This is a genomic window from Serratia quinivorans (assembly GCF_946227985.1).
Lineage (GTDB): Bacteria > Pseudomonadota > Gammaproteobacteria > Enterobacterales > Enterobacteriaceae > Serratia > Serratia quinivorans_A.
In genome coordinates, this window is record NZ_CAMKGL010000016.1 from 51,666 (window position 1) to 76,269 (window position 24,604).

Sequence of the window (24,604 nt, forward strand, 5' to 3'; positions counted from 1 at the left end):
TTGTCGTCAGCGGGTTAAAAACTCGCAACATTCCGCTAACTTCCGAAGTGAGCTGTGCGTCACAATTCCGCAAAGAGATAAATAACAAATTGTTTTAAAAGGATAATTAAAACTCCTCTGGCTTTGCTTTAGATCGGCAATCAGCATATTATTTTTTGAAATCGAATTTCGTATATTGAAATTTAAAGGCGATATAACCACCAACTGGCATCACGCCGATCGCGGATGCAGGGACCAGGGGCGCATCACATGACACCAGAAAATGCGGAACAACCCATTCTCACCCTCAGCCATATCGTCAAACGCTTTGGCGGTAACGTCGCGGTGAATGACGTCAGCCTGCAGGTGATGCCGGGCGAAGTCCTGGCCTTGCTGGGCGAAAATGGCGCGGGCAAATCGACGCTGATCAAAGTACTGGCCGGGGTTTACCCACGCGACGGGGGCGATATTCAGTTTCAAGGGGCCAGCATAGCCTCCGCCGCGGCGATAAAAAGTGACAGCCGCCAGCCTATTGCCTTTATTCATCAGGATCTCGGGCTGATCGAATGGATGACGGTAGCGGAAAACATGGCGCTGGTGATGGGTTTCCCACGTCGTTTCGGCCTGATCGACTGGCGTGCCATTCGCCGCCGTGCCGTTCAGGCACTGCAGGATGTCGGCATAGAGTTGGATCCCGACGCCAGAGTCTTCGAACTGTCGCGGACCGAAAAATCGCTGTTGGCGATAGCCCGAGCGGTCGCGGTCAATGCCGAACTGCTGGTGCTGGATGAGCCCACCGCCTCACTGCCCGCCAACGATGTGCGCCACCTGTTCGCGGTGATTAACCGGCTACGAGCCAAAAAGGTCGGCATGATTTACGTCACCCATCGGCTGGATGAAGTGATCGAAATTGCCGACCGGGTGTGCGTTATGCGCGACGGCCGTTATGTGGCGGGTGGCAATACCGCCGATTTTTCGCTGCGCGATCTGGTGCAGATGATCGTCGGCGAAGCGATGGCTGACGATCAGCGTGAACCTCTACCCGAAAATCGGCCGCCCGTGCTGCAGCTCAATAACGTGGTGGTCGGTGATATCGGCCCGGTCAGCTTCAATCTGCAGCCTGGGGAAATGCTGGCGCTGGCCGGTCTGCGCGGTGCCGGTCAGGAAGAAATTGGCCGGTTACTGTTTGGCCTGCGTCACGCTGATGAAGGCGAAGTCCGCTTTCGCGAGCAGGGCTACACTGCCAGCAGCCCGCAGCAAGCCATGGCCTGCGGCGTCTCATTGGTCGCAGGGGATCGCACCGGCGAAAGCCTGGTGATGTCGATGAGCGTGCGTGAAAACCTGTTTATCAACCCTGTCGCCAGCGGCCACAAACTGCTGTCACGCTACAGCCGCCGGGCCGAGATCGGTGCCAGTTGGTGGAAAGTCCAGTTGTTCGACGTGCGGCCCAAGGACGTCAATATCGATATCAGCGCCCTGTCCGGCGGCAACCAGCAAAAGGTGGTAATGGCACGCTGGATGCATCTGGCCGCCCCCCTGCTGATCCTGGAAGATCCCACCGCCGGCGTCGACGTCGGCGCACGGGCGGAAATCTACCATCTGTTAAATAAATCCCTGGAGGAAGGCGTGGCGGTATTGGTTATCTCCAACGACTTTGAGGAGATCGCCCATATCTGCAACCGCGCACTGGTGTTTAACCGGGGAAAAGTGGTCGGCGAGCTGAAAAATCAGCAGGTGTCATTCGCCAATTTATTGGAACTGGCCTCCGCCAGCGCCGGGGAAACTCTCGAGACAAGGTTAGAATCTGAGGTGGGTCATGTCTAAAACATCTGTTAAATCAACGGCACTGGAACAAAGAGTCAGCCTGTCGCAGGACGGCGCCGGCCCGTGGCTGATGCAGGTTCTTACCCGCTACGGCCTGCTGTTGCTGTGCATTGCGCTGGTGATCCTGTTTTCACTGATCTCCCCCACGTTCGCCTCCATGCTGACGCTGCAGGCGATCCTCTCCAGCAAAGCAAAAATCGCCCTGTTGGCGCTGGCGGCGACCATCCCGATGATCGTCGGCAAAATTGACCTTAACGTCGGCTTCGGCATCGTGCTATGGCATATCCTGGCCATTACCTTACAGGTGGAATACGGCTTTTCGTGGCAGATGGCGGTGCTGACGGTGCTGGCACTCTCCGCGCTGTACGGCCTGTTGAACGGTATTTTGGTGGCGCTGGCGGATATCGACAGTTTCGTCGCCACCCTGGGTTCCGGCACCGTGCTGTATGCCATTGCGCTGTGGCATTCCGGCGGACGACAGATCGTCGGCGATCTGCCGGACGCCTTTATCGCCCTGCACCACACCGAGATCGGCGGGATCCCGATCGTGGCGTTCTACGTGTTGATCGTCGCGGTGGTGCTGTGGTTGATCACCGAACACACGCCGCTGGGCCGTTGTATGTATGCCGTCGGCGGTAACCCGGCGGCGGCGCGGCTGAACGGCATTTCGGTCAATCGCTTTACCATCGGTGCCTTTATCGCCTCCAGCGTGCTGACCGGCTTTAGCGGGGTGCTGATCGCCGCCGAGCAGGGTGTTGGCCAGGCCAGCGTCGGCATGGACTATCTATTGCCCGCGCTGGTGGGTGCCTTCCTTGGCAGTACCACCATTCGTCCCGGTCGGGTTAACGTCTGGGGCACCGTGGTCGGCATTGCCATTCTGGCTATCGGCATCGCCGGTATCCAACAGTTCGGCGGCGAGTTCTGGGTCGAACCGCTGTTTAACGGTGCGACGCTGTTGCTGTCAATCACGCTGGCAGGCTACGCCCAACGCCGTCGGCTACTCAATCAAAAAGCGGTTCAACGCAGCCCAGCCACTCCGGCTGATAAAAATAACCAAAAAGCGATCAATCCTTAACCAGGAGTTCACCCTATGAAACGTCTTTGGATATTGCCCACCACCCTGCTGCTGGCCGGTGCCGCCTCATCCGCCTGGGCCGATGCCTATCTCGACCAGGCCACGGCGGCGGTCGCCAAGGCCACCGCCAGCGTCACCCAGTGGGATGGCCCCACCAGCGGCCCGCAGTTGCAGGCCAACAAGAAAATCATCTTTATCGCTTCGGACATGAAAAACGGCGGCGTGCAGGGCGTGCAGGAAGGGCTGAGCGAAGCGGCGAAAGCGGCCGGCTGGAAATTGGAAACCCTGGATGGCGGCGGCTCAGTGAAAGATCAGCTGGCTTCACTGAACCAGGCAATTGCCCAGAAGCCAGACGGTATCGTAATCGGCGGCTGGAACCCGAACGTAGCCAAGATCCCGCTGAAAAAAGCCATCCAGCAAGGCATTGTGCTGACCGGCTGGCATGCGGTGCCTGAGCCGGGGCCAATCGCCAGGTACAACGTGTTTTACAATGTCACCTCCGACTCCAATGACGTAGCTCGCATCGCCGCCCAGTATGCGGTGGTGCAGTCCGGCGGCAAGGCCAGCGTGTTGATCTTTACCGATTCGCTGTACCAAATCGCGCTGGACAAAGCCAACGTAATGAAAGAGGAAATCGGCAAATGCAGTGGCTGCAAGGTGGTCGAGTTTATCGACACCCCGCTGGCGGATACCGCCAACCGCATGCCGGCCATGACTTTCAGCCTGCTGCAAAAATACGGTGACCAGTTCCAGTACGCGCTGGCCATTAACGATCTGTATTTTGATTTTATGGCCCCGGCGCTGAAAACCGCGGGCAAAGGCGGCAACAATGCGCCCTACAGCATCTCGGCCGGGGACGGCTCTATTTCCGCCTACCAACGCATCCGCTCTGGGGGTAGCCAATCGGCTACGGTACCGGAACCGCTTAAACTGCACGGCTGGCAACTGCTGGATGAGTTTAACCGCGCCTTCGCCAAACAGCCGCCTTCCGGCTACGTCACCCCGGCGCACCTGGTGACCCGCGACAATATCGCTGCCGACGGTGGCAGCAGCAACCTGTATGACCCGCAAAATGATTATCAGGGCCACTACAAAGCCATTTGGGGCGTGAAGTAAGCGGAGGCAGCATGAACCCACTGATGACAGGTCGCCCGCTTGAACGCCTGTGTTCACCGGCCATTTGGGCCGAGGGGCCGGTGTGGCTGCCGCTGCAGGATGCGGTGGTGTTCAGCGACGTGAAAGGCAACCGCATGTTCCACTGGTCGCGACAGGGAGAACTGAGCCTGTGGCGCTCCCCGTCGCACTATGCCAACGGCAATGCGCGCGATGCCGAAGGACGGGTGATCAGCTGCGAACACGGGCGGCGCGGTATCAGCCGCACCGAAAGCAACGGTGAGATGCAAATGCTGGTCGATCGGGTAGACGGCAAGCGCTTCAACTCCCCCAATGACCTGGTGGTTCGCTCCGATGGCACCCTTTGGTTTACCGACCCGCCCTATGGCATTACCGGGGATGAAGAGGGTTACAAATCGGAAAGCCAGATCATCGGCTGCTACCTCTACTGTTTTGATCCGCGCGACGGCTCGCTGAACATTGCCGCCAGTGACCTGCAGCGGCCAAACGGCCTGGCGTTCTCACCGGATGAGTCACTGTTATATGTGGCGGACATGTCGATCGTTGATTTCCCGACCCTCGGGCGCAGTGAACTGCGGGTGTATCAGGTCAATGGGCGTGAACTGGACGCCGGTCGGCGTTTCGTCAGCGTAGCGCCCGGCTTCCCGGACGGCTTTTGTGTTGATGCGATCGGTAACCTGTTTTGCAGCTGTGCCGATGGGGTACTGATCTTCAACAGCCAGGGGAAACAGCTCGGTAAGATTGAGGTGCCGGAACGCGTCTCTAACTGCACCTTCGGTGGGCCGGACGGCAATGAGTTGTACATTACCGCCACCACCTCGTTATACCGCATGGTGCTGAATACTCGCGGATAACGGGGAAAAATGATGTTGGCAGAGCGGGCCTGTTCCGCTCTGCTTTGCCACGTCTGAAGCACGCCAACGCCCCAAAATGTGTTGTCGATCACAAATCCATCAGATTAATTTAACACACTGTTTTATATAAATAACTTTCTCCTCCGTCGCTTTGACTTCGTTTAACCGCAGGTATAGCATTTATTTGAAATGCAATTCCGTATAATGAAATTCAGAGAACATAAAACAAACAAATGCACCGTGGCGGAGAATCAGCATGAGAGTGAGTTACACCGATCTAAAGCAGCAATTCAAACGCGTGCTATTGGCGCGGGGCGTGGCGGAAGGCACCGCCGATGACTGTGCCGGTATGTTCGCCGATACCTCCGCCAGCGGCGTTTACTCCCACGGCGTTAACCGTTTCCCACGTTTTATTCAGCAGTTGGACGCTGGCGATATTGTGCCGGACGCCGAGCCCAGCAAGCTGCTGTCGCTGGGTGCAATTGAGCAATGGGACGCCCATCAGGGCATAGGTAACCTCACCGCCCGCAAAATGATGGATCGCGCCATGCAGTTAGCCGACGGCCACGGCATCGGGCTGGTGGCCCTGCGTAATGCCAACCACTGGATGCGCGGCGGCGGCTACGGCTGGCAAGCGGCAGAGAAAGGCTATATCGGCATTTGCTGGACCAACTCAGCAGCAGTGATGCCGCCCTGGGGGGCCAAAGAGTGCCGCATCGGCACCAATCCATTGATCGTCGCGGTGCCGGGTAACCCAATCACCATGGTGGATATGTCGATGTCGATGTTCTCCTATGGCGCGCTGGAGCTGAACCGGCTGGCGGGCAAAACCCTGCCAGTGGACGGCGGCTTTGACAACGACGGGCAATTGACGCGCGATCCGGCCACCATTGAAGAGAACCGTCGCATTCTTCCAATGGGCTACTGGAAAGGATCGGCGCTGTCGGTCGTGCTGGATATGATCGCCACCCTGCTTTCCGGCGGATCTTCAGTCGCGGACGTCACCGAGGACAACAGTGACGAGTACGGCGTGTCACAGGTGTTTATCGCCATTGAGATCGAACGCTTGATCGACGGTGCCACTCGCGATGCAAAACTGCAGCGCATCATGGACTACATCACCAGCGCCGAACGCGATAACCCGGAGGTGGCTATCCGCCTGCCGGGCCATAAATTCCCACGTATTCATGCAGAAAACATGCGTGACGGCATTCCGGTGGATGAGCGCGTCTGGGCGCGCATTCAGGCGCTGTAACAGGAGAAACACCATGATCTTCGGCCATATCGCCAATACCTCAGCGGAGCACTACCCGGCACCGGTGGCTCACGCCATCGCCTATTTGCAAGGCACGGATTTCAGCGCACTGCCCGCCGGACGTTATCAGGATCCCGCGACCGGCTATGTAGTACAGGTGCTGGATCTGCACACCCAGCAACCGAGCGCTCTGCGGCCCGAAGTGCACCGTCAAAATGTTGATGTGCAGTTTCTGGTCAGCGGCAGCGAATTGATCGGCGTGGCGGCGGATCGTGGCGATAACCCGATCCACCAGGAATTACTGGCGCAGCGCGACATTATTTTTTATCAGGACGTCGCGGATGAATCCTGGTTAACCATGCAGCCCGGTAATTTTGCGGTATTTTTCCCGCAGGATGTTCATCGCCCGGCCTGTATTCATCAACAACCCTGCGATATTCGTAAAGTAGTGGTGAAAATACCGCTGGCATTATTTAGCGCCTGACCGACAGCAAAGAAATCAAAGATAAAAATCATCGGCCTACGGGCGGGTGTGGGCGCCCCTGCGCCTTAAACCACCAAAACAATAAAATCTGACCCTACAGGTGTATATATGAATATTGCCTCTGTTTCTGTCACTCAAAACCCGGCGATCCCCAAATTACGCTGGCTGCGGATCGTGCCGCCGATCCTGATCACCTGCATTATTTCCTATATGGACCGGGTGAATATCGCCTTCGCCATGCCCGGTGGTATGGATGCCGAGCTGGGTATTACCGCCTCGATGGCCGGTTTGGCCGGCGGCATCTTCTTTATCGGTTATCTGTTCCTGCAGGTGCCCGGCGGCAAGTTGGCGGTGTACGGCAACGGCAAGAAATTCATCGGGTGGTCGCTGCTGGCCTGGGCGATTATTTCGGTGCTGACCGGGCTGGTCAGTAACCAGTACCAACTGTTGTTCCTGCGCTTTGCCCTGGGTGTCTCCGAGGGCGGCATGTTGCCGGTGGTGCTGACCATGATCAGCAACTGGTTCCCGGACAAGGAACGCGGCCGTGCCAACGCCATCGTCATTATGTTCGTGCCGATCGCCGGTATTCTCACCGCCCCGCTGTCCGGCTGGATCATCACCGTCTGGGACTGGCGTATGCTGTTTCTGGTGGAAGGCGCGCTGTCGCTGGTGGTAATGGTGCTGTGGTACTTCACCATCAGCAACCGTCCGCAGGAGGCCAGGTGGATTTCAGCAGCGGAAAAAGACTACCTGATCAAAACGTTGCATGACGAACAGCTGCTGATCAAAGGCAAAACGGTGCGCAACGCCTCGCTGCGCCGGGTGTTGGGCGACAAGATCATGTGGCAGCTGATCCTGGTTAACTTCTTCTACCAGACCGGGATTTACGGCTACACCCTGTGGCTGCCGACCATCCTCAAGGGGCTGACCAACGGCAACATGGAGCAGGTCGGCATGCTGGCGATTCTGCCCTACATCGGTGCCATCTTCGGCATGCTGGTGATTTCCTCACTCTCCGATCGTACCGGAAAACGCAAAATCTTCGTCGCGCTGCCGCTGGCCTGCTTCGCCATCTGCATGGCGCTGTCGGTGCTGTTGAAAGATCACATCTGGTGGTCTTACGCGGCGCTGGTCGGCTGTGGGGTATTCATCCAGGCCGCCGCCGGGGTGTTTTGGACCATTCCTCCCAAACTGTTCAATGCCGAAGTGGCCGGTGGGGCACGCGGCGTGATCAACGCGCTGGGCAACCTGGGCGGTTTCTGCGGCCCTTATATGGTCGGCGTATTGATCAGCCTGTTCAGCAAGGACGTCGGCGTTTACAGCCTGGCGGTATCACTGGCCATTGCCTCGGTGCTGGCGCTGATGCTGCCGAACAAATGCGACCACAGCGCGAGGGCCGAATAATGGACTATTGGTTGGGGCTGGACTGCGGCGGCACCTTTATCAAAGCCGGGCTGTATGACCGTCAGGGGGCTGAGCTGGGCATCGCTCGCCGCAACCTGGAAATTATCTCGCCCCAGCCCGGCTGGGCGGAGCGGGACATGCCTGCGCTGTGGCACACCGCTGCCGAGGTGATCCGCGAGCTGCTGACCCGCAACCAGATTGCCGCCGGGGATATTCAGGCGGTCGGCATCTCGGCGCAGGGCAAAGGGGCGTTTCTGCTGGACCAGCAAGGGCAGCCACTGGGCAATGCCATGCTGTCTTCTGACCAGCGCGCACTGACGCTGGTGCAGGAATGGCAAAAACGGGGCGTGCCGCAAGCGCTGTATCCGCAGACCCGGCAAACGCTGTGGACCGGCCACCCGGTGTCGCTGCTGCGCTGGGTTCGGCAACATCAGCCGGAACGTTACCGCCAGATCGGCAGCGTGCTGATGGCCCACGATTATCTGCGCTACTGCCTGACCGGCGAGTTGGCCTGTGAAGAAACCAATATCTCCGAATCCAATCTTTACCATATGGCCGACGGTCGCTATGACCCTGCGCTGGCACAGCTGCTGGGCATTGGCGACATCATGCCCACCCTGCCGCCGATTGTCGGTTCGGCCGAAATCGCCGGACGGATCAACGCCGCCGCTGCAAAGACAACCGGGCTATTGGCAGGTACGCCAGTGGTCGGCGGGCTGTTCGATGTGGTGTCCACCGCGCTGTGCGCCGGGTTACACGACGAAACGCGGCTCAACGCAGTGATGGGCACCTGGTCGGTTACCAGCGGCATTACCGACAAAATCACCGACGGTTTCGACCACCCGTTTGTTTATGGTCGCCACGCCGAAGCCGGCAAATACATTGTGCACGAAGCCAGCCCAACCTCTGCCGCCAACCTGGAGTGGTTCTGCCGACAATGGGGGCTGCAGGACTACGCCCAGCTCAACGACTGGGTGGCAACGCTGCCGAAAGCCGACAGCCGCCTGCTGTTTGTTCCCTTCCTGTACGGCTCCAACGCCGGGCTCGGCCTGAGCGCCAGCTTCCACGGCATGCAGGCCTTCCACCAGCGCGAGCATTTGGTACAGGCGATTTATGAAGGCGTGGTGTTCTGCCATATGACCCACCTCAACCGCATGCGGCAACGCTTCCCTGCGGCTACCGCGCTGCGCGTCACCGGCGGTCCGGCCAAATCCGCCCCCTGGATGCAAATGTTCGCCGACGTCAGCGGCCTGCCGGTGGAACTGCCGCAGGTGGAAGAAACCGGCTGCCTGGGGGCAGCCATGGCGGCAATGGTCGGCAGCGGCGTATTCAGCGATTTCACCGCCGCCCAGCGAGCGCTGGCACCGCGCATCGAACGGGTGCTGCCGGACTCAGCAGCAGCAGAGGCTTACGGTAAAAAATATCAATGTTATGAGGCGCTGATAGCCACGCTGCAAACGCTCAATCAACCCGGTAAGGAGGCCCTATGAGCAACAAACCGCGTCTGCAACTGGCGCTCGATCACACCCGGCTGGACGCCGCCCTGCAAACGGCAGAACGCCTGCAGCCGCACGTCGACATTATCGAGGCCGGCACCATTTTATGCATCAGCGCCGGTATCCAGGCGGTGAGCGCGCTGCGTGAACGCTGCCCACAACATACGCTGGTGGCCGACCTGAAAGTGGCCGATGCCGGTGGCACGCTGGCGCAGCAGGCCTTCAGCCACGGTGCCAACTGGATGACGGTGATCTGCGCCGCGCCGTTAGCCACCATGAGCAGCGCGCTGGAGGTGGCGCAACAGCACCAGGGCGAGATCCAGATTGAGCTGTTCGGCCGCTGGACGCTGGACGATGCCCGGCAGTGGCGCGAGCTTGGCATCCGCCAGGCTATCTACCACCGTGGCCGCGACGCCCAGGCCAGCGGACAAACCTGGGGCCGGCAGGATTTGGATCTGATGAAAGCGTTGTCGGATCTGGGCATTGAGCTGTCGGTCACTGGCGGCATCACCCCGACCGATTTACCGCTGTTTAAGGACATCGCCGTCACCGCTTTTATCGTCGGCCGGGCGTTGGCAGAAGCGGCCGATCCGCTGGCCGCTGCCGGTCAGTTCCGCACCGTCATTGATGACATCTGGAGAAGTTGATATGCGCCAGCACCCATTGGGAATTTATGAAAAAGCCCTGCCGAAACACCTGACCTGGCCCGAGCGTCTGGCGCTGGCCAAGGCCTGCGGTTTTGATTTTGTCGAAATGTCAGTGGATGAAAGTGACGAACGGCTGGCACGCCTGAGCTGGAGCAAAGAACAGCGACTGTCGCTGGTCAGCGCCATGCTGGAAACCGGTATCAGCATCCCGTCGATGTGCCTGTCCGGCCACCGCCGCTTTCCGTTCGGCAGCCATGACGATGCGCTGCGCCAACGCGCCTTCGAGGTGATGGAACAGGCGATCCAACTGGCGAAGGACGTGGGTATCCGCACCATCCAGCTCGCCGGTTATGACGTCTATTACGAACAGCAGGACGAAAGCACCCTCGCCCGCTTCACCGAGGGCATGCAATGGGCGGTCGAACGCGCCGCCGCCGCCCAGGTGATGCTGGCGGTGGAAATCATGGACACCGCGTTTATGAACTCAATCAGCAAGTGGAAGGCATGGGATACCTGCCTGGCATCGCCGTGGTTCACGGTCTATCCGGACGTCGGCAATCTCAGCGCCTGGGGCAATGACGTGGCGCAGGAGCTGGCGCTGGGCATTGACCGCATCGCCGCCATCCATCTGAAAGACACCTATCCGGTCACCGAAAGCTCGCCGGGACAGTTCCGTGACGTGCCCTTTGGCGAAGGCTGCGTCGACTTCGTCGCGCTATTCCGCACGCTGAAACAGCTTAACTATCGCGGCGCTTTCCTGATCGAGATGTGGACCGAGAAAGCCGAAGAGCCGGTGGCTGAAATCGTACAGGCACGCCGTTGGATCGAACAGAAAATGCAACAAGGGGGTATGACATGCTAACGCTGTCGCAGCTGAAACAACAGGTACTGGAAGCCAACCTCGACCTGCCGCGCCATAACCTGGTGACCTTCACCTGGGGCAACGTCAGCGCGGTGGATCGCGAACGCGGGCTGGTAGTGATCAAGCCTTCCGGCGTGGAATATGAACACATGGTGGCCGAGGACATGGTGGTGGTCAGCCTCACCAGTGGGCAAACCGTCGAGGGCAGCAAAAAGCCCTCCTCGGACACCGCCACCCATCTGGCGCTGTACCGTGAATTTGCCGATATCGGCGGCATCGTACACACCCATTCGCGCCACGCCACCATCTGGGCGCAGGCCGGGCTGGACATCCCCGCCTGGGGCACTACCCACGCCGATTATTTCTACGGTGCCATTCCCTGCACCCGGCTGATGACCGAGGACGAAATTGCGCAGGATTACGAACTGGAGACCGGCAAGGTGATTATCGACACCTTCCACCGACGCGGTATCAGCCCGAACGCCATTCCGGCGGTGCTGGTCAATTCACACGGCCCCTTCGCCTGGGGCAAGGACGCGCACAGCGCGGTACACAACGCGGTGGTGCTGGAAGAAATTGCCTATATGGGGATTTTCTCGCGCCAGCTGACGCCGGGCATCGGCAGCATGCAGCCCGCGCTGCTGGATAAACACTACCTGCGCAAACACGGCAAGAATGCTTATTACGGGCAGTAGATTGGCCGGGGCCCCATGATGGTTTTCGGGGCTTAACACTCTCTAATCGCGGTAAAAGTGCACGGCAATGTTTTTATCACCTACCGCCTTTTTCAGCCCCTCTGGCGCAATAACCTTGCCAATGGGGGTGTAGCTGTAGGATGTCTGAAACGTTTCGTAAAAAAGTACCAGGGTCTGGTGGCCGTAGAGCATCAGATCCCCTGCATGGAGGGCGCCCGGTCTGCTCTGGCGGGCGGGTAAGCTATGAGCGAGATCGGCAAATTTCTCATTGCCGTTAAGCTCTTCCATGTTCAGCGTCAGAGGGAGTTGTTCAACAAAAGCCTTGGCCGCCGCTGTATCCGACAACGAAATTTCGTATGTCTGCTGATTGATGCTCATATTGATTGTCATAGGGTTTTCCTTTTCCGTCTGACCTGGGGTAATGGCATAAACGGGAAACAGGCCATTCACGACCAGGCAAAGTAACAGAAAGCACGGTTTATTCATTCCGTCTCCTCCGAAATATGCCGCGCCTTTTCGGGCGCGGCTTTTGTCATTATTTCAGGTTAGTCTTGAAGAACGATGTCAGCTTAGCAAAAGGGATCAGGTCAGTGCGGTCATACAGATCGACATGGCCAGCCCCTGGAACCACAAACAGTTCCTTCGGCTGCCCGGCGCGTTTATACGCATCTTCACTGAATTCTTTCGAATGTGCCTGGTCGCCAGTAATAAACAACATTGGGCGTGGTGAAATGGTTTCAATATCATTGAACGGATAGAAATTCATAAACTTGCCGATGCTGCTCAACACAGGCTTCGTAGTCAGTTCCTCTTTATCGCCCTTAGGCGTATAGCCGCCGCGCTCAGTACGGTAGAAGTCAAAGAATTCACGCTGGATTGCCGGTGTAGCATCATCCAGTTTATTAACCGTTCCAGGGATGTAAACCGTAGCGCCGCCTTTAAATTCGGCAAATCGCTGTTCGATGGCAGACTTAATAAAGGCCTGGCGTTGCGCTAACGACTGAGAATGGTTCAGTCCATTACGGAAAGCTGAACCCATATCGTACATGCTGACCGTGGCGATCGCTTTCATGCGAGGGTCTATTTTGGCGGCGCTAATAACAAAGCTGCCACTGCCGCAAATACCCAACACACCGATTTTCTCTGGATCTACATACGACTGCGTGCTCAGGTAATCGACTGCCGCGCTGAAGTCGTCAGCATAGATTTCCGGCGAGATTAAGTGCTGCGGTTTACCTTCACTTTCCCCCCAAAATGATAGATCAATCGCCAGCGTCACAAACCCCTGTTCCGCCAGTTTTTGCGCGTACAGGTTTGAACTCTGCTCTTTCACTGCGCCCATCGGGTGGCCAATAACGATCGCCGGATTTTTCACATGACGGTTGATCTCTTTCGGAATAAACAGATTGCCGACGACGTTCATCTGGTACTGATTTTTGAAGGTCACTTTTTCCAGTATGACCTTATCGCTTTGGTAGAAGTTGTCCGCGCCATTGGACATATCGGCAGCAGTGACGGCGAACGAGCTGATTAACAGCCCCAGCGCCAGGGTCATATTTTTCATGAAGCTAATCCTCTAATATGTGTTGTGTTTTTGACGTGCGGTGAGAAAGGTCAGTGCGGCCGCGATGAGAAGCAACCCGCCGCTCAGGGCAAATGTGCTTTGCCAGCCGAGATGGTCAAATGCAAAGCCACCGGCGGTGGATCCCAGTGCTATGGCAAGCTGAATGGCTGCCACCATCAGCCCGCCGCCCGCCTCAGCATCATTCGGCAGCGTTCGTGCAATCCATGCCCACCATCCGGTTGGCGCAGAAGTCGCAATCAGTCCCCAGATACCCAGCAGGGGGGCAACTACCCAAACGCTGTGCCCGGCCAGGATCAACATCCCGGCAATGCTCGCCATCAGCAGAGGAATGGCAATCAGTGTCGGGTAAAAACCGGCTTTCAAAAAAGCGCCAATGAACAGTGTGCCAATAAAACCCGCCACGCCGATGATGAGCAGAATGAGGGTTAAGGTGCTGACATCGACCCGGGTCACCGCCTCAAGGAACGGGCGTAGGTAGGTAAATAGCGCGAACTGGCCCATGAAGAACAGTCCACAAGCCAACAGGCCAGTAGGTACACCGGGGTAGCTGAACAGACGAAAAATAGAGCCGCGTGACTGGCGGCCTTTATCGGCTACCATTGAGGGCAGGCTGAACCACTGCCAGATGAAGGCCACTATCGCCACCGGCAACAGACAGAAAAAGGCCCCGCGCCAGCCGATGGTTGCCCCCAGATAGCTACCCAAAGGGGCTGCCACAACGGTAGCCAGCGCATTACCCCCGTTAAAAATGGCTAATGCGCGTGGCACCAGACGCTGAGGGACCAGGCGAATGGCGGTCGCAGCGGACATCGACCAGAATCCCCCGATAGCGATACCAATCAGCGCTCGCCCCACCATATAGACCAGGTAGCTGGAGGACAGGGAGATAATCATCCCCGACATTGCCATCAGAACCGTCATCCCTAACAGAAGAACTTTACGGTTCAGATTTCCGACAACGCTGGACATTGCCAGGCTGGTCAATAGCGCCAGCCCCCCGGAAATGGCAATGCCCTGCCCTGCCAAGCCCTCAGTCACGCCCAGGTCCCTGGCAATGGGTGTCAGCAAGCTGACCGGCATAAATTCCGACGCAATCAGCACAAACACACACAGGGTCATGGCAAAAACGCCGCTCCAGCATGCGCGCTCTTGGTTATGCGGTGTTTCACGGCTCAATGTGGACATAATCAACCTCTCTGACGATCCCCAGGCCAAATTCAGACAAGCCGGGGGCGGACGCTATTCACCGGAATAGCGACTCAAAATGTGTATCAAGAATGAAGAGCGATAGTTGTTTATCGCCGAGGTTATCTCTTACTGAAATTTTCACACGACCGGTGTAGGCTGACTAGCTAATGAATACTTAATGGGCTTATAAGCTGTGGTTATTAATCCTGAGGGCCTAGCTAATGAAACGTAACCTGAATGACCTGCTTTATTTCGTTACCGTGGCCCGTGAAGGGAGCTTCACGCGTGCAGCGGCTCATCTGGGTGTGACGCAACCGGCCCTCAGCCAGGCGATTTCAGCCCTGGAAGAGCGTATGCAGATCCGCCTGCTCACCCGAACCACCCGAAGCGTCTCGCCTACGGTTGCCGGAGAACGTCTCTTGCAGGCTATCGGTAATCGCTTCGACGAGATTGAAGCTGAGCTGGATATGCTCACGGAGCTGCGCGATAAACCCGCAGGCACCGTGCGAATCACCTGCGGCCCGGATGTCCTGCGCACCACACTGCTGCCAAAACTGGCGCCGCTGCTGCATGAATACCCGGATATCCGTATCGAGTTCGATGCTAACCACGGCTTCCGCGATATCGTCGCCGACCGTTTTGATGCCGGGGTTCGCCTGGGAGATACCATCGATAAGGATATGATTGCCCTGCCGATCGGCCCGAAAATACGCATGGCGGCCGTCGCCTCGCCGGACTATTTTTCACGTTATCCCATCCCGCAAACGCCTCATGAACTGACGCAACATCAATGCATTAATCAGCGCATGGTCCGATCTGGCGGGCTCTATGTCTGGGATTTTGATCAGGATGGGGGCGATCTGAATGTGCGGGTGAGCGGACAGCTTACGTTCAATACATCCGAACATATTGTCGATGCGGCGCTGGCAGGCTTGGGTATTGCTTTTCTTCCGGAAGAAGAGTTTGGCTCACACATCAGGGAAGGCCGCCTGCTCCGTGTTCTCGAAGCCTGGTGTCAGCCTTTTCCCGGATACTACCTCTACTATCCCAGTCGCAAGCAAGTCTCTCCCGCATTTTCATTGGTGGTTGATGCCCTGCGCATATCCCGGAAACGACATCCGGTAAATTTAATCAAATGAAACAGAGAATTGGGATAAGCCTTCTGGCTCTAAAATTGTTGGCATGATGCTTTCGTCACAACGCCAGCTTATGACAGCAAGCTGCCCACAGGCGGTTTTGAACGATACAGGGTCGTCATTCGCCTGTCGGTTTAAAATTCGTTATCATCCGCCCTCACTCTCCCGCCGGTTGGCCTGATGTCCAAGATTATCGATACCTTTATTGCCCCGCCATGCCATGAACAGATCGAGATCCTCTATCAGGATGAGAGTCTGCTGCTGATCAACAAGCCCAGTGGGCTGCTCAGCCTCTCGGGGAAAAATCCGCAAAATCTCGATTCGGTGCATCATCGGCTGGTACAGCAATTCCCCGGTTGTACCCTGATCCATCGCCTGGATTTCGGCACTTCGGGGTTGATGGTGATTGCCCGCAATAAGGCTATCAATGCCGCCCTCTGCCAGCAGTTCAGCCAGCGCACCGTAACCAAAGTGTACAGCGCACTGCTGTGCGGACATCTGGACGACAACCAAGGGGTGATAGACGCCGCGATTGCCAAAGATCCGGCGTTGTTCCCGCTGATGTCGATTTGCGCCATCCACGGCAAACCCGCGCGATCCGGTTATCGGGTCGTTGAGCGCTTTTATCGAGAGTTGGAAGACGGAACGTCGCTGCCATTGACGCGGGTACAGCTAACCCCGGAAACCGGGCGCACTCATCAACTGCGCATCCACTGTCAGCAATTGGGCCACCCTATTTTGGGCTGTGACCTGTATGGCGGTCTCCTGCTGCCCGGCACCGAACGGACAGCGCGGCTGATGCTGCACGCCAGTGAGCTGCATTTTGTTCATCCCATAACTGAAGAGCCGATCAAAGCCTATAACGCCAGCCCGTTCTGAAGGAGAAAGGCGTTATGGCGCAGGCTGCCGTTTAAGGATGTAACTCTGCAACGGTCATCGTAAAGATAAGCTCTTCATGACTGTTATTGGCATATTGATGCGGGAAATCCGTTCTGGCTATGGCAGAACAACCGGCAGGGACCATCAACGTTGTCTTATCGACAACAAGCTGGAGCGTCCCTTGTTCCACATGCAGTAGTTCGCATGTACCAACAGGGTGACCGGGTGAAGCGAATTGCTCTCCGGGATACATATGCCAGCGCCAGAGTTCAACCATATCCGGGCCACTGGTACCAGCCAGCAACCGTGCGCTCCCGCCCTTTTCACCTACCCATAGAACCGGAATGTCATCCTGTTGGATCACATGGACCGGTGGCTTGCTGGCTACATCGACGATATCGGCTACGGACACCCCCATGGCAGCGGCAAGCTTGCACAAAATGGCGATGCTGGGGTTAGCCGCTCCTTTTTCGATTTCTACCAACATGCCCTTGCTGACACCCGCACGTCGAGAAAGCTCATCCAATGAGAGTTTTTTTTGTTTCCGGAAGGCTTTGATCCGTCCGGATACCGCTGCGCTGACTGAATGGATGTCAGCGCCCGGATCGGTCGATTTATTGACTTTAATGGTCACTGGTCGATATCATGTAATAAATTAGTCATTATGGAATTATCCAATGTTTTCTGTTACTCCGTCAATTAATAGCGATATTGCCAATATCGCGCCGGGATTTCGGGCTATCAGCATTCTCGTCAAAGCGGCACCGGTCATACGTCCAGAAGTGGGTGAAATTGCATTGAAACAGGCCTGTGAGCTGGTTGCAGCGGGAGCACCTGAATGGGCAGAACCTCATCTGGCAGCCTGGGCGGAAGTTTTCAAACACTTTGGTGCAAAACCCAAGCGGACCCCTTGTTCCGCCGAAGCACTTCGTAAAAGAGTTCTGCGGGATGGCAACATGCCTGGAATCGATCCGGTGGTAGATCTCTATAATGCGGTCAGTCTGCGTTATGCCATCCCGGTAGGAGGGGAAAATCTGGCCGCCTATGTGGGAACCCCGCAGTTGACCCTAGCAGATGGCAGTGAGTTGTTTGATACGGTGAAAGAGGGCCAACCGGCTCACGAGTCTCCCGAACCCGGCGAAGTGGTGTGGCGAGATGATATTGGGGTGACATGCCGACGCTGGAACTGGCGGCAAGGGACAAGAACCCGTCTGAGCGTTGAAAGCCAACAAATGTGGTTTATTCTGGAAAGTTTGCCCGAGATGCCCCTGACAGCCTTACAGGAAGCCGGGGAAATGCTGATTAAAGGGCTGCAGGATATGATGCCGGAGGCTGAAATCCAGCAGAAACTTATTGGGCAGGGAGCTTAATAATAAAATTTTGTGATTCTGTCTGGCGGTCTCTCTCCTGGAAAGACTGCTTGATTTTTAAGTTAACGGGCACATTGTTTGGTGGGTTTTAAACACGAGATACGACAAATACCGCCTCGGCCAGCAATTAAAAAAGGGGCCAAGGCCCCTTTCCGTTATTCCGCTTTCGCGGTGGTCGCATCGTTGCGATACAGATGAACGTCCATCTGCGGGAACGGAATACCGATGTTGTTGGCATCCAGTGCGCGCTTGAAGTTCTCCATCAGATCGAAGTACACGTTCCAGTACTCGGCATTGGTGGTCCAGGAGCGGGTCACGAAGTTCAGTGAAGAAGGCGCCATCTCGTTCAGACGCACGGTCACGCCTTTGGCGTGCATGATGCGCTTGTCAGCGGCGATCACATCGCCCAGTACCTTTTTCACTACATCGATGTCGGCGTTATAAGCCACGCCAACCACGATATCCACACGGCGGTTCGGCTCGCGGGAATAGTTGATGATGTTACCGGCGATAATTTTACCGTTCGGTACCACGATGGTTTTGTTGTCTGCTGTGCGCAGCGTGGTGGAGAAAATCTGCACCTGGTCGACGGTACCGGCTACGCCGCCCAAGTCGACGTACTCACCGGCACGCAGTGGACGGAAGGCCACCAGCAACACGCCTGCGGCGAAGTTGGACAGCGAGCCCTGCAACGCCAGGCCGACGGCCAAACCTGCGGCACCCAGCACGGCGATCACCGAAGTGGTCTGTACGCCAACGCGCCCCAGCACCGCGATAAAAGTGAAGGCCAAAATGCCGTAACGCGCCATGGCCGACAGGAAATCCGCTACCGTGGCATCAATGCCGCGCAGCTTCATCACGCGGTTTACCGCATTGCTGACTACCCGGGCAATGACCGAACCAATGATGAAAATAACAATTGCCGCGACGATGTTCACCGCATACTGAATCAATAAATCCTGGTTCTGCACCAGCCAGTTACCGGCACCATTAATGCCGTCTACTACATTCAGATCTTTCATTCGTGTCGTCCTAACTTTTCCCTAAGGGGATAAACTCGCAAAAAAACTGACATCTGGCGTCAGTCGGAAACCACCGCCCTAGGTTAACTAACATTTCCGCAGCATGCCAACCGTAAGCGGCAAAAATCGCCGAACTTCCTCTATGCTGAACATAGCGCTATCGCCTTTTTAACGATAAGGAACTTCGCTCGTCATGCACATGCCATCGTCGATTCAACACTATTGGCGGGTTCGCCCCAGGCTGCTGCTTTCCGTCGCGGCGGGCATTCTGTGCTACCTGCTGCTGCCGGACAGGCTCGGTCAATTGCAACGCCTGATGCTCGGCTGGAACCTGCTGGCCTGGTGCTACCTGCTGTTTCTCTGGCGGTTGATGCTGGTCAGCACGCCGAAGCATATCCGCCAGCTCGCACGCACGCAGGATGAAAGCGCCAGTAAAGTGCTGGCGCTGGTCAGCATTGGCTGCATGGTGAGCATTCTGTCGATTCTGTTTGAGCTGAGTACCACCAGGCAGGTCAGCGACTCGCTGAAAACACTGCATCTGGCGCTGACCGGTGCCACGCTGGTGGTGTCCTGGCTGCTGCTGCCCACCTCGTTCACCATGCACTATGCCCATCAATTTTATCGTCAGGGCGCGCAGCAAGATCCGCTGCCGCTGTTGTTTCCCGGTGACCTCAAAGAACCGACCTATTGGGACTTCGCCTATTTCTCATTCACCATTGCCGTGGCGTCGCAAACCGCCGACGTGGCGGTCGGCGCGGCCGAAGTGCGCAAGGTCGCCCTGCTGCAATCGGTGATTTCCTTTGTCTTCAACCTGGTGATTTTGGGGCTGTCGATTAACGTCGGCGCCGGCCTGCTGAGCTAGAAACAAAAAAGGCTCCCCGAGGGGAGCCTTGATATCAGCAGCTAACCGAGATTACAGAACGTCTACTGCGTTCAGATCTTTGAAAGCCTGTTCCAGACGAGTAATCATCGAAGTCTGGGCTGAACGCAACCATACGCGTGGGTCGTAGTATTTCTTGTTCGGCTTGTCAGCGCCTTCTGGGTTACCCAGTTGGCCTTGCAGATAGCCTTCGTTCTTTTTGTAGTACTGCAGGATGCCGTCCCAGGTTGCCCATTGGGTATCGGTATCGATGTTCATTTTGATCACGCCGTAACCTACGGACTCTTTGATCTCTGCGTCGCTAGAACCGGAACCGCCGTGGAACACGAAGTTCAGGCTGTTGTGCGGCAGGTTATATTTCTTGGAAACATAGTCCTGAGAATCTCGCAGGATGGTCGGGGTCAGTTTCACGTTGCCTGGCTTGTAAACGCCGTGCACGTTACCGAAGGACGCCGCGATAGTGAAGCGTGGGCTGATCGCATTGAGTTTTTCGTATGCGTAAGCCACGTCTTCTGGCTGAGTGTACAGGGAGGATGCGTCCATATGGCTGTTGTCCACGCCATCTTCTTCACCGCCGGTGCAGCCCAGTTCGATTTCCAGGGTCATACCGATTTTCGCCATGCGAGTCAGGTATTTGCTGCAAATTTCGATGTTTTCTTCCAGGGACTCTTCAGACAGGTCGATCATGTGGGAAGAGAACAATGGTTTGCCGGTAGCGGCGAAATGCTTCTCGCCAGCGTCCAGCAGGCCGTCCAGCCATGGCAGCAGTTTCTTCGCGCAGTGGTCGGTGTGCAGAATAACCGGCACGCCGTAATGCTCAGCCATCTGATGAACGTGGTGTGCACCAGAAATCGCGCCCAGAATTGCTGCACCCTGTGGAACGTCAGTCTTCACGCCTTTGCCGGCGATAAACGCGGCACCGCCGTTGGAGAACTGAACGATAACCGGAGCGCGTACCTTCGCGGCTGTTTCCAGCACGGCGTTGATAGAGTCGGTACCTACACAGTTAACTGCTGGCAGAGCAAAGTTGTTCTCTTTAGCTACTGCGAATACTTTCTGAACGTCATCACCAGTGATGACACCCGGTTTTACGAAATCAAAAATTTTAGACATGTTACTTTGTCCTGTTTCGTCGGCCGTAGATGGATGTAAATCGATTTTTCATGCCGCGCCGCCTATGCCGCGCGGTATAAAATAAACGGGCTGCTTTCGCCTCCCGCTGTCTGAATTACTGCTTGGCGCGCTCTTCCAGCATCACTACTGCCGGTAACGCCTTACCTTCCACAAATTCCAGGAAAGCACCGCCGCCGGTAGAGATATAAGAAATTTTATCTTCAATACCGAACAGATCGATAGCCGCCAGCGTATCACCACCACCCGCGATAGAGAATGCTTCGCTGTCTGCGATAGCGCGTGCGACAATTTCGGTGCCCTTACGGAAGTTAGGGAACTCGAATACGCCAACCGGGCCATTCCACAGAATGGTTTTGGCTTCTTTGAGCAACTTGGCCATAGCCAGCGCGGTTTCGTCACCGAAGTCCATGATCTCTTCATCATCGTTGACTTCACTGACTTTTTTCAAGGTAGCAGGTGCAGTTTCAGAGAACTCCGTACCTACGCGAGAATCGGTAGGAACCGGAATTTTAAACTCGTCACGCAGTTTTTTTGCTGCATCGACGAAGTCAGGTTCGTACAGAGATTTACCAACGTTATTATCGATAGCCACGAAGGTGTTGGCGATGCCGCCGCCCACGATCACCGTATCGGCGATTTTCACCAGCGAGTTCAGCACATCGAATTTAGTCGAAACTTTAGAACCGCCAACCACGGCAACCATTGGGCGAGCCGGGCTTTTCAGCGCTTTACCCAGGGCTTCCAGTTCTGCAGACAGCAGCGGGCCCGCACAGGCAACAGGAGCGAACTTGCCCACGCCGTGGGTGGAAGCCTGCGCACGGTGCGCAGTACCGAAGGCGTCCATCACGTACACGTCGCACAGCGCCGCATATTTTTTGGATAGGGTTTCGTCGTCTTTTTTCTCGCCCTTGTTGAAACGGACGTTTTCCAGCACGACCAGTTCACCTTCTGCAACGTCAACACCTTCCAGGTAGTCTTTAGCCAGACGAACCGGGTTTTTCAGGTGTTCTTTCAGATAGTTGACCACAGGCAGCAGGGAGAATTCTTCGTTGTACTCGCCTTCGGTAGGACGACCCAGGTGGGAAGTTACCATCACGCGGGCGCCTTGTTTCAGCGCAGCTTCAATAGTCGGCAGGGAGGCACGGATACGTGCATCGGAAGTCACTTTACCGTCTTTCACTGGAACGTTCAGATCGGAGCGGATCAGAACGCGTTTACCGGCCAGATCCAGATCGGACATGTTAATTACAGACATGGTGAACCCTCTTGGTTGATTCTCTAGAAACTATAAAGTTGCCTGAGCGGCGCATCGGACATGCCGATGCCGCCGTACTAGAAACCGCTTGCGGCCATTGCCCGTGTTGTATCCAACATCCGGTTGGCAAAGCCCCATTCATTATCACACCAGACCAAGGTCTTGATCAGGTGCTGACCGCTGACCCGGGTCTGCGTACCGTCAACGATAGCGCTATGCGGGTCATGGTTAAAATCGATCGAGACTAATGGTAGTTCCGTATAGTCAACTATACCACGAAATGATCCCCGTGCGGCCATTTGCAGCAGCTGGTTGACCTCTGTCACTTTCACCGCCGAACTGACGCTGACGCTGAGATCGATGGCCGTCACGTTGATGGTCGGCACGCGTACCGAAATCGCTTCGAAGCGATCGCAAAACTGCGGAAAAATACGGGTGATGCCCGCGGCCAGCTTGGTGTCGACCGGAATAATCGACTGGCTCGCCGCGCGGGTACGCCGCAAATCCTGATGATAGGCGTCTATCACCGGTTGATCGTTCATCGAAGAGTGGATGGTGGTCAGGGTGCCTGATTCGATGCTGTAGGCATCGTCCAGCAGCTTGATCACCGGAATAATGCAGTTGGTGGTGCATGACGCATTGGAAACAATACGGTGTTCCGCCAGCAGCGTCTGATGGTTGACCCCAAATACAATGGTAGCATCCAGATCGTTACCGCCAGGGTGAGCGAACAACACTTTTTTCGCCCCCGCCGCCAGATGGGCCTCGCCATCTGCCCGGCTACCGTACACACCGCTGCAATCGAGCACCACATCAACGCCCAGCTCCCCCCAGGGAAGCTGTTCCACCGCCGGCTGATGCAGCAAGCGAATGGTGTCGTCTCCGACGGTCAACATGTCGCATTCCTGGCGAACATCCCAGGCAAAGCGGCCATGGCTGGAGTCGTATTTCAGTAGGTGGGCCATCCCTTCGGCGTTTGCCAATTCGTTGATCGCCACCACGGAAATTTCCGCTCTTCTTCCCGATTCATACAGTGCGCGTAAAACGCTGCGGCCAATGCGGCCAAAGCCGTTTATCGCTATGCGGATTGTCATGCTGCTCCTGAAAAAGGGCCTTCTCTCACCGGGCGTGTTCACCGTGATCGAGAGGGCGCTGACTGGGGTATCTGGATAACCCGCATAGAGTACGTTAGCGCACCACCCGCTGTGAATCCTCGCATCACATTATTCCTTCGGCCCGGCACTTGTTTCACCGGCCTCACTCCAACGTTTCTGTTGAAAACAGCCACAACTGAAACGCTTCAGCCGAGCATAAACCAAAGTTTTGCCAAAAGGAACAGATGCGACAGCCTGCCTGGCAACCGGACGACACTTTGCGGGAATAAGATGATCTAGCGCACACTTTTCCATGGCCAATTCTTAGCGACGCGCCAGATATTCTGACAATAACGAGGTCTCGCCATAATGCTGACGGAAATATTCGCGCAAAAATTCGACCGTCACCCGCACCTTGGCCGAGGTCGCCAGACGCGAAACGTACACCGCCCAAATATCTGCCGGCTGGTAGTAGTCCGGCAGGAGATGCACCAACCGGCCTTTTTCAATGCTCTCCCTCACGTCCCAGAACGAGCGCAGCGCCACGCCCTGCCCGTCCAGACACCATTGATGCACAATTTCACCGTTGTTGGATGACAGCCCGCCGGTCACTTTCACTGCCTCCTCGCCCTGCGGCCCCTGTAGCCGCCACAGCCCAAAAGGATGATCGCGTTCCTTGATTGCCAGGCAGGCACGTCCGGAAAGCTCCCCCAGATTCTTGGGCGTCCCACAGCGCCGCAGGTATTCCGGCGAAGCGCACAAAATACGCTGGTTCTGTGCCAGCTTACGCGCGATCAGATTGGGCGCAATGTCATCACCAATGCGGATATCCAGATCAAAGCCTTCACTGACCAGATCCACCAGCCGATCGGAAACATCCAGGCGCAGCTCCAACGCCGGGTACTGCCGCGACAAGGCCGACAGCGCAGGGCCGACAAAACGCCGGCCGAAACCAAAGCTGCTGACAATACGTAGCGTGCCCTGTGGTGCCTGCCGGGCATCGGAAAGCTCATCCATCATTTGGTCAACGTCATTTAGAATGCGCAACGCCCACTCATAAATACGTTCACCATCTTCGGTGATTGCCACCCGCCGCGTGGTGCGGTGCAATAAAGACACCCCCAGCGCCTTTTCCAGCAGGGCGATGCGTTTGCTGATGAACGCCGGTGAAACCCCTAACTCGTCGGCGGCAGCGGCAAATCCGGCGCGACGTGCCACTAACACAAACACCCGCAGGTCACTGAGGATCGGAATATTATTCATGATTCGTGTTTTATGTTTCACCGTTTCCAGCATTGATTAACAGTTAGTCAATTATAGGATGGGGGGGATGTCAATTACCTCTACCTACA

At 56.4% G+C, this 24,604-nt stretch carries 24 protein-coding genes; 15 read left to right on the forward strand and 9 right to left on the reverse strand.

Features of this window, described 5'->3' with window-relative positions; all coding sequences use genetic code 11:
• The first annotated feature begins 249 nt into the window (after positions 1-249).
• The 11 genes from OCH02_RS24420 (at position 250) to araD (ending at position 11,709) form a co-directional block, all read left to right on the forward strand.
• Complete coding sequence (locus OCH02_RS24420) at positions 250-1,803, forward strand: sugar ABC transporter ATP-binding protein (RefSeq protein WP_261433386.1); 1,554 nt, start codon at positions 250-252, stop codon at positions 1,801-1,803.
• The gene (locus tag OCH02_RS24425; protein WP_261433387.1) at positions 1,796-2,878 is read left to right on the forward strand and encodes an ABC transporter permease; all 1,083 of its coding nucleotides are present in this window, start codon (positions 1,796-1,798) and stop codon (positions 2,876-2,878) included. The genes OCH02_RS24420 and OCH02_RS24425 overlap by 8 nt, the downstream gene beginning before the upstream one ends.
• 15 nt (positions 2,879-2,893) lie before the next feature.
• Positions 2,894-3,994, forward strand: coding sequence for a substrate-binding domain-containing protein (locus tag OCH02_RS24430; protein ID WP_261433388.1), 1,101 nt, complete (start codon positions 2,894-2,896; stop codon positions 3,992-3,994).
• A gap of 11 nt (positions 3,995-4,005) precedes the next feature.
• On the forward strand, positions 4,006-4,866 hold the full coding sequence (locus tag OCH02_RS24435) for an SMP-30/gluconolactonase/LRE family protein (RefSeq protein ID WP_261433389.1): 861 nt from the start codon (positions 4,006-4,008) through the stop codon (positions 4,864-4,866).
• Between the two features lie 256 nt (positions 4,867-5,122).
• Positions 5,123-6,121 (forward strand): 3-dehydro-L-gulonate 2-dehydrogenase, encoded by a 999-nt coding sequence (yiaK, locus tag OCH02_RS24440; protein WP_261433390.1) that lies wholly within the window; start codon positions 5,123-5,125, stop codon positions 6,119-6,121.
• A 13-nt stretch (positions 6,122-6,134) separates the two neighbouring features.
• Positions 6,135-6,605 (forward strand): YhcH/YjgK/YiaL family protein, encoded by a 471-nt coding sequence (locus tag OCH02_RS24445; protein ID WP_261433391.1) that lies wholly within the window; start codon positions 6,135-6,137, stop codon positions 6,603-6,605.
• A 108-nt stretch (positions 6,606-6,713) separates the two neighbouring features.
• A complete protein-coding gene (locus tag OCH02_RS24450; protein ID WP_261433392.1) occupies positions 6,714-8,009 on the forward strand; it encodes an MFS transporter in 1,296 nt (431 codons plus the stop codon).
• A complete protein-coding gene (locus OCH02_RS24455; protein ID WP_315899244.1) occupies positions 8,009-9,499 on the forward strand; it encodes an FGGY-family carbohydrate kinase in 1,491 nt (496 codons plus the stop codon). The genes OCH02_RS24450 and OCH02_RS24455 overlap by 1 nt, the downstream gene beginning before the upstream one ends.
• Positions 9,496-10,152, forward strand: a complete 657-nt coding sequence (ulaD, locus tag OCH02_RS24460) for a 3-keto-L-gulonate-6-phosphate decarboxylase UlaD (RefSeq protein ID WP_261433393.1) — start codon at positions 9,496-9,498, stop codon at positions 10,150-10,152. Before OCH02_RS24455 ends, ulaD begins: the two co-directional genes overlap by 4 nt.
• Position 10,153: 1 nt before the next feature.
• Positions 10,154-11,014, forward strand: coding sequence for an L-ribulose-5-phosphate 3-epimerase (locus tag OCH02_RS24465; protein WP_012146640.1), 861 nt, complete (start codon positions 10,154-10,156; stop codon positions 11,012-11,014).
• Positions 11,008-11,709, forward strand: a complete 702-nt coding sequence (gene araD, locus OCH02_RS24470; RefSeq protein WP_261433395.1) for an L-ribulose-5-phosphate 4-epimerase — start codon at positions 11,008-11,010, stop codon at positions 11,707-11,709. Before OCH02_RS24465 ends, araD begins: the two co-directional genes overlap by 7 nt.
• A gap of 42 nt (positions 11,710-11,751) precedes the next feature.
• On the opposite strand, the gene OCH02_RS24475 is transcribed toward araD, so the two are convergent.
• Genes OCH02_RS24475 through OCH02_RS24485 form a run of 3 tightly spaced genes read right to left on the reverse strand, consistent with a single transcriptional unit; the run spans position 11,752 to position 14,479 of the window.
• Entirely contained in the window at positions 11,752-12,195 is a 444-nt protein-coding gene (locus OCH02_RS24475) for a cyclophilin-like fold protein (RefSeq protein ID WP_261433396.1), read from the reverse strand.
• Between the two features lie 49 nt (positions 12,196-12,244).
• Positions 12,245-13,273: an alpha/beta hydrolase gene (locus OCH02_RS24480; RefSeq protein ID WP_261433398.1), complete on the reverse strand. Its 1,029-nt coding sequence runs from the start codon at positions 13,271-13,273 to the stop codon at positions 12,245-12,247.
• A gap of 12 nt (positions 13,274-13,285) precedes the next feature.
• Positions 13,286-14,479 (reverse strand): MFS transporter, encoded by a 1,194-nt coding sequence (locus OCH02_RS24485; RefSeq protein WP_261433399.1) that lies wholly within the window; start codon positions 14,477-14,479, stop codon positions 13,286-13,288.
• Between the two features lie 224 nt (positions 14,480-14,703).
• Here OCH02_RS24485 and OCH02_RS24490 point away from each other — a divergent pair, with 224 nt between their 5' ends.
• Together OCH02_RS24490 and OCH02_RS24495 are read left to right on the forward strand one after the other, a co-directional pair.
• Positions 14,704-15,621 (forward strand): LysR family transcriptional regulator, encoded by a 918-nt coding sequence (locus OCH02_RS24490; RefSeq protein ID WP_261433400.1) that lies wholly within the window; start codon positions 14,704-14,706, stop codon positions 15,619-15,621.
• A gap of 177 nt (positions 15,622-15,798) precedes the next feature.
• Positions 15,799-16,497, forward strand: coding sequence for an RluA family pseudouridine synthase (locus tag OCH02_RS24495; RefSeq protein WP_261433401.1), 699 nt, complete (start codon positions 15,799-15,801; stop codon positions 16,495-16,497).
• A 31-nt stretch (positions 16,498-16,528) separates the two neighbouring features.
• Here the strand turns inward: OCH02_RS24495 and OCH02_RS24500 are convergent, their stop codons facing one another.
• Positions 16,529-17,131: a helix-turn-helix domain-containing protein gene (locus tag OCH02_RS24500; protein WP_261433402.1), complete on the reverse strand. Its 603-nt coding sequence runs from the start codon at positions 17,129-17,131 to the stop codon at positions 16,529-16,531.
• 43 nt (positions 17,132-17,174) lie between these two features.
• Here OCH02_RS24500 and OCH02_RS24505 point away from each other — a divergent pair, with 43 nt between their 5' ends.
• On the forward strand, positions 17,175-17,867 hold the full coding sequence (locus OCH02_RS24505) for a B3/4 domain-containing protein (protein ID WP_261433403.1): 693 nt from the start codon (positions 17,175-17,177) through the stop codon (positions 17,865-17,867).
• 155 nt (positions 17,868-18,022) lie between these two features.
• Here OCH02_RS24505 and mscS read toward each other — a convergent pair whose 3' ends face one another.
• Positions 18,023-18,889 carry a small-conductance mechanosensitive channel MscS gene (mscS, locus tag OCH02_RS24510; protein ID WP_174355302.1) on the reverse strand — a complete coding sequence of 289 codons (867 nt, stop codon included), beginning with the start codon at positions 18,887-18,889 and terminating at the stop codon, positions 18,023-18,025.
• 193 nt (positions 18,890-19,082) lie between these two features.
• Here mscS and OCH02_RS24515 point away from each other — a divergent pair, with 193 nt between their 5' ends.
• Positions 19,083-19,751 carry a DUF1345 domain-containing protein gene (locus OCH02_RS24515; RefSeq protein ID WP_261433405.1) on the forward strand — a complete coding sequence of 223 codons (669 nt, stop codon included), beginning with the start codon at positions 19,083-19,085 and terminating at the stop codon, positions 19,749-19,751.
• 51 nt (positions 19,752-19,802) lie between these two features.
• Here OCH02_RS24515 and fbaA read toward each other — a convergent pair whose 3' ends face one another.
• The 4 genes from fbaA to OCH02_RS24535 form a co-directional block, all read right to left on the reverse strand.
• Positions 19,803-20,882, reverse strand: coding sequence for a class II fructose-bisphosphate aldolase (gene fbaA, locus OCH02_RS24520; protein WP_012146646.1), 1,080 nt, complete (start codon positions 20,880-20,882; stop codon positions 19,803-19,805).
• Positions 20,883-20,997: 115 nt separating this feature from the next.
• A complete protein-coding gene (gene pgk / locus OCH02_RS24525) occupies positions 20,998-22,158 on the reverse strand; it encodes a phosphoglycerate kinase (protein WP_174355304.1) in 1,161 nt (386 codons plus the stop codon).
• Positions 22,159-22,235: 77 nt separating this feature from the next.
• The gene (epd, locus tag OCH02_RS24530; RefSeq protein WP_012146648.1) at positions 22,236-23,252 is read right to left on the reverse strand and encodes an erythrose-4-phosphate dehydrogenase; all 1,017 of its coding nucleotides are present in this window, start codon (positions 23,250-23,252) and stop codon (positions 22,236-22,238) included.
• A gap of 324 nt (positions 23,253-23,576) precedes the next feature.
• Complete coding sequence (locus OCH02_RS24535; protein WP_315899245.1) at positions 23,577-24,536, reverse strand: LysR substrate-binding domain-containing protein; 960 nt, start codon at positions 24,534-24,536, stop codon at positions 23,577-23,579.
• Between the last annotated feature and the right edge of the window lie 68 nt (positions 24,537-24,604).

Bases quoted from the DNA above. Each gene is read 5' to 3' on its own strand.
- OCH02_RS24420 (WP_261433386.1), top strand. From the start codon at position 250: ATGACACCAGAAAATGCGGAACAACCCATTCTCACCCTCAGCCATATC.
- OCH02_RS24425 (WP_261433387.1), top strand. From the start codon at position 1,796: ATGTCTAAAACATCTGTTAAATCAACGGCACTGGAACAAAGAGTCAGC.
- OCH02_RS24430 (WP_261433388.1), top strand. From the start codon at position 2,894: ATGAAACGTCTTTGGATATTGCCCACCACCCTGCTGCTGGCCGGTGCC.
- OCH02_RS24435 (WP_261433389.1), top strand. From the start codon at position 4,006: ATGAACCCACTGATGACAGGTCGCCCGCTTGAACGCCTGTGTTCACCG.
- yiaK (WP_261433390.1), top strand. From the start codon at position 5,123: ATGAGAGTGAGTTACACCGATCTAAAGCAGCAATTCAAACGCGTGCTA.
- OCH02_RS24445 (WP_261433391.1), top strand. From the start codon at position 6,135: ATGATCTTCGGCCATATCGCCAATACCTCAGCGGAGCACTACCCGGCA.
- OCH02_RS24450 (WP_261433392.1), top strand. From the start codon at position 6,714: ATGAATATTGCCTCTGTTTCTGTCACTCAAAACCCGGCGATCCCCAAA.
- OCH02_RS24455 (WP_315899244.1), top strand. From the start codon at position 8,009: ATGGACTATTGGTTGGGGCTGGACTGCGGCGGCACCTTTATCAAAGCC.
- ulaD (WP_261433393.1), top strand. From the start codon at position 9,496: ATGAGCAACAAACCGCGTCTGCAACTGGCGCTCGATCACACCCGGCTG.
- OCH02_RS24465 (WP_012146640.1), top strand. From the start codon at position 10,154: ATGCGCCAGCACCCATTGGGAATTTATGAAAAAGCCCTGCCGAAACAC.
- araD (WP_261433395.1), top strand. From the start codon at position 11,008: ATGCTAACGCTGTCGCAGCTGAAACAACAGGTACTGGAAGCCAACCTC.
- OCH02_RS24475 (WP_261433396.1), bottom strand. From the start codon at position 12,195: ATGAATAAACCGTGCTTTCTGTTACTTTGCCTGGTCGTGAATGGCCTG.
- OCH02_RS24480 (WP_261433398.1), bottom strand. From the start codon at position 13,273: ATGAAAAATATGACCCTGGCGCTGGGGCTGTTAATCAGCTCGTTCGCC.
- OCH02_RS24485 (WP_261433399.1), bottom strand. From the start codon at position 14,479: ATGTCCACATTGAGCCGTGAAACACCGCATAACCAAGAGCGCGCATGC.
- OCH02_RS24490 (WP_261433400.1), top strand. From the start codon at position 14,704: ATGAAACGTAACCTGAATGACCTGCTTTATTTCGTTACCGTGGCCCGT.
- OCH02_RS24495 (WP_261433401.1), top strand. From the start codon at position 15,799: ATGTCCAAGATTATCGATACCTTTATTGCCCCGCCATGCCATGAACAG.
- OCH02_RS24505 (WP_261433403.1), top strand. From the start codon at position 17,175: ATGTTTTCTGTTACTCCGTCAATTAATAGCGATATTGCCAATATCGCG.
- mscS (WP_174355302.1), bottom strand. From the start codon at position 18,889: ATGAAAGATCTGAATGTAGTAGACGGCATTAATGGTGCCGGTAACTGG.
- OCH02_RS24515 (WP_261433405.1), top strand. From the start codon at position 19,083: ATGCACATGCCATCGTCGATTCAACACTATTGGCGGGTTCGCCCCAGG.
- fbaA (WP_012146646.1), bottom strand. From the start codon at position 20,882: ATGTCTAAAATTTTTGATTTCGTAAAACCGGGTGTCATCACTGGTGAT.
- pgk (WP_174355304.1), bottom strand. From the start codon at position 22,158: ATGTCTGTAATTAACATGTCCGATCTGGATCTGGCCGGTAAACGCGTT.
- epd (WP_012146648.1), bottom strand. From the start codon at position 23,252: ATGACAATCCGCATAGCGATAAACGGCTTTGGCCGCATTGGCCGCAGC.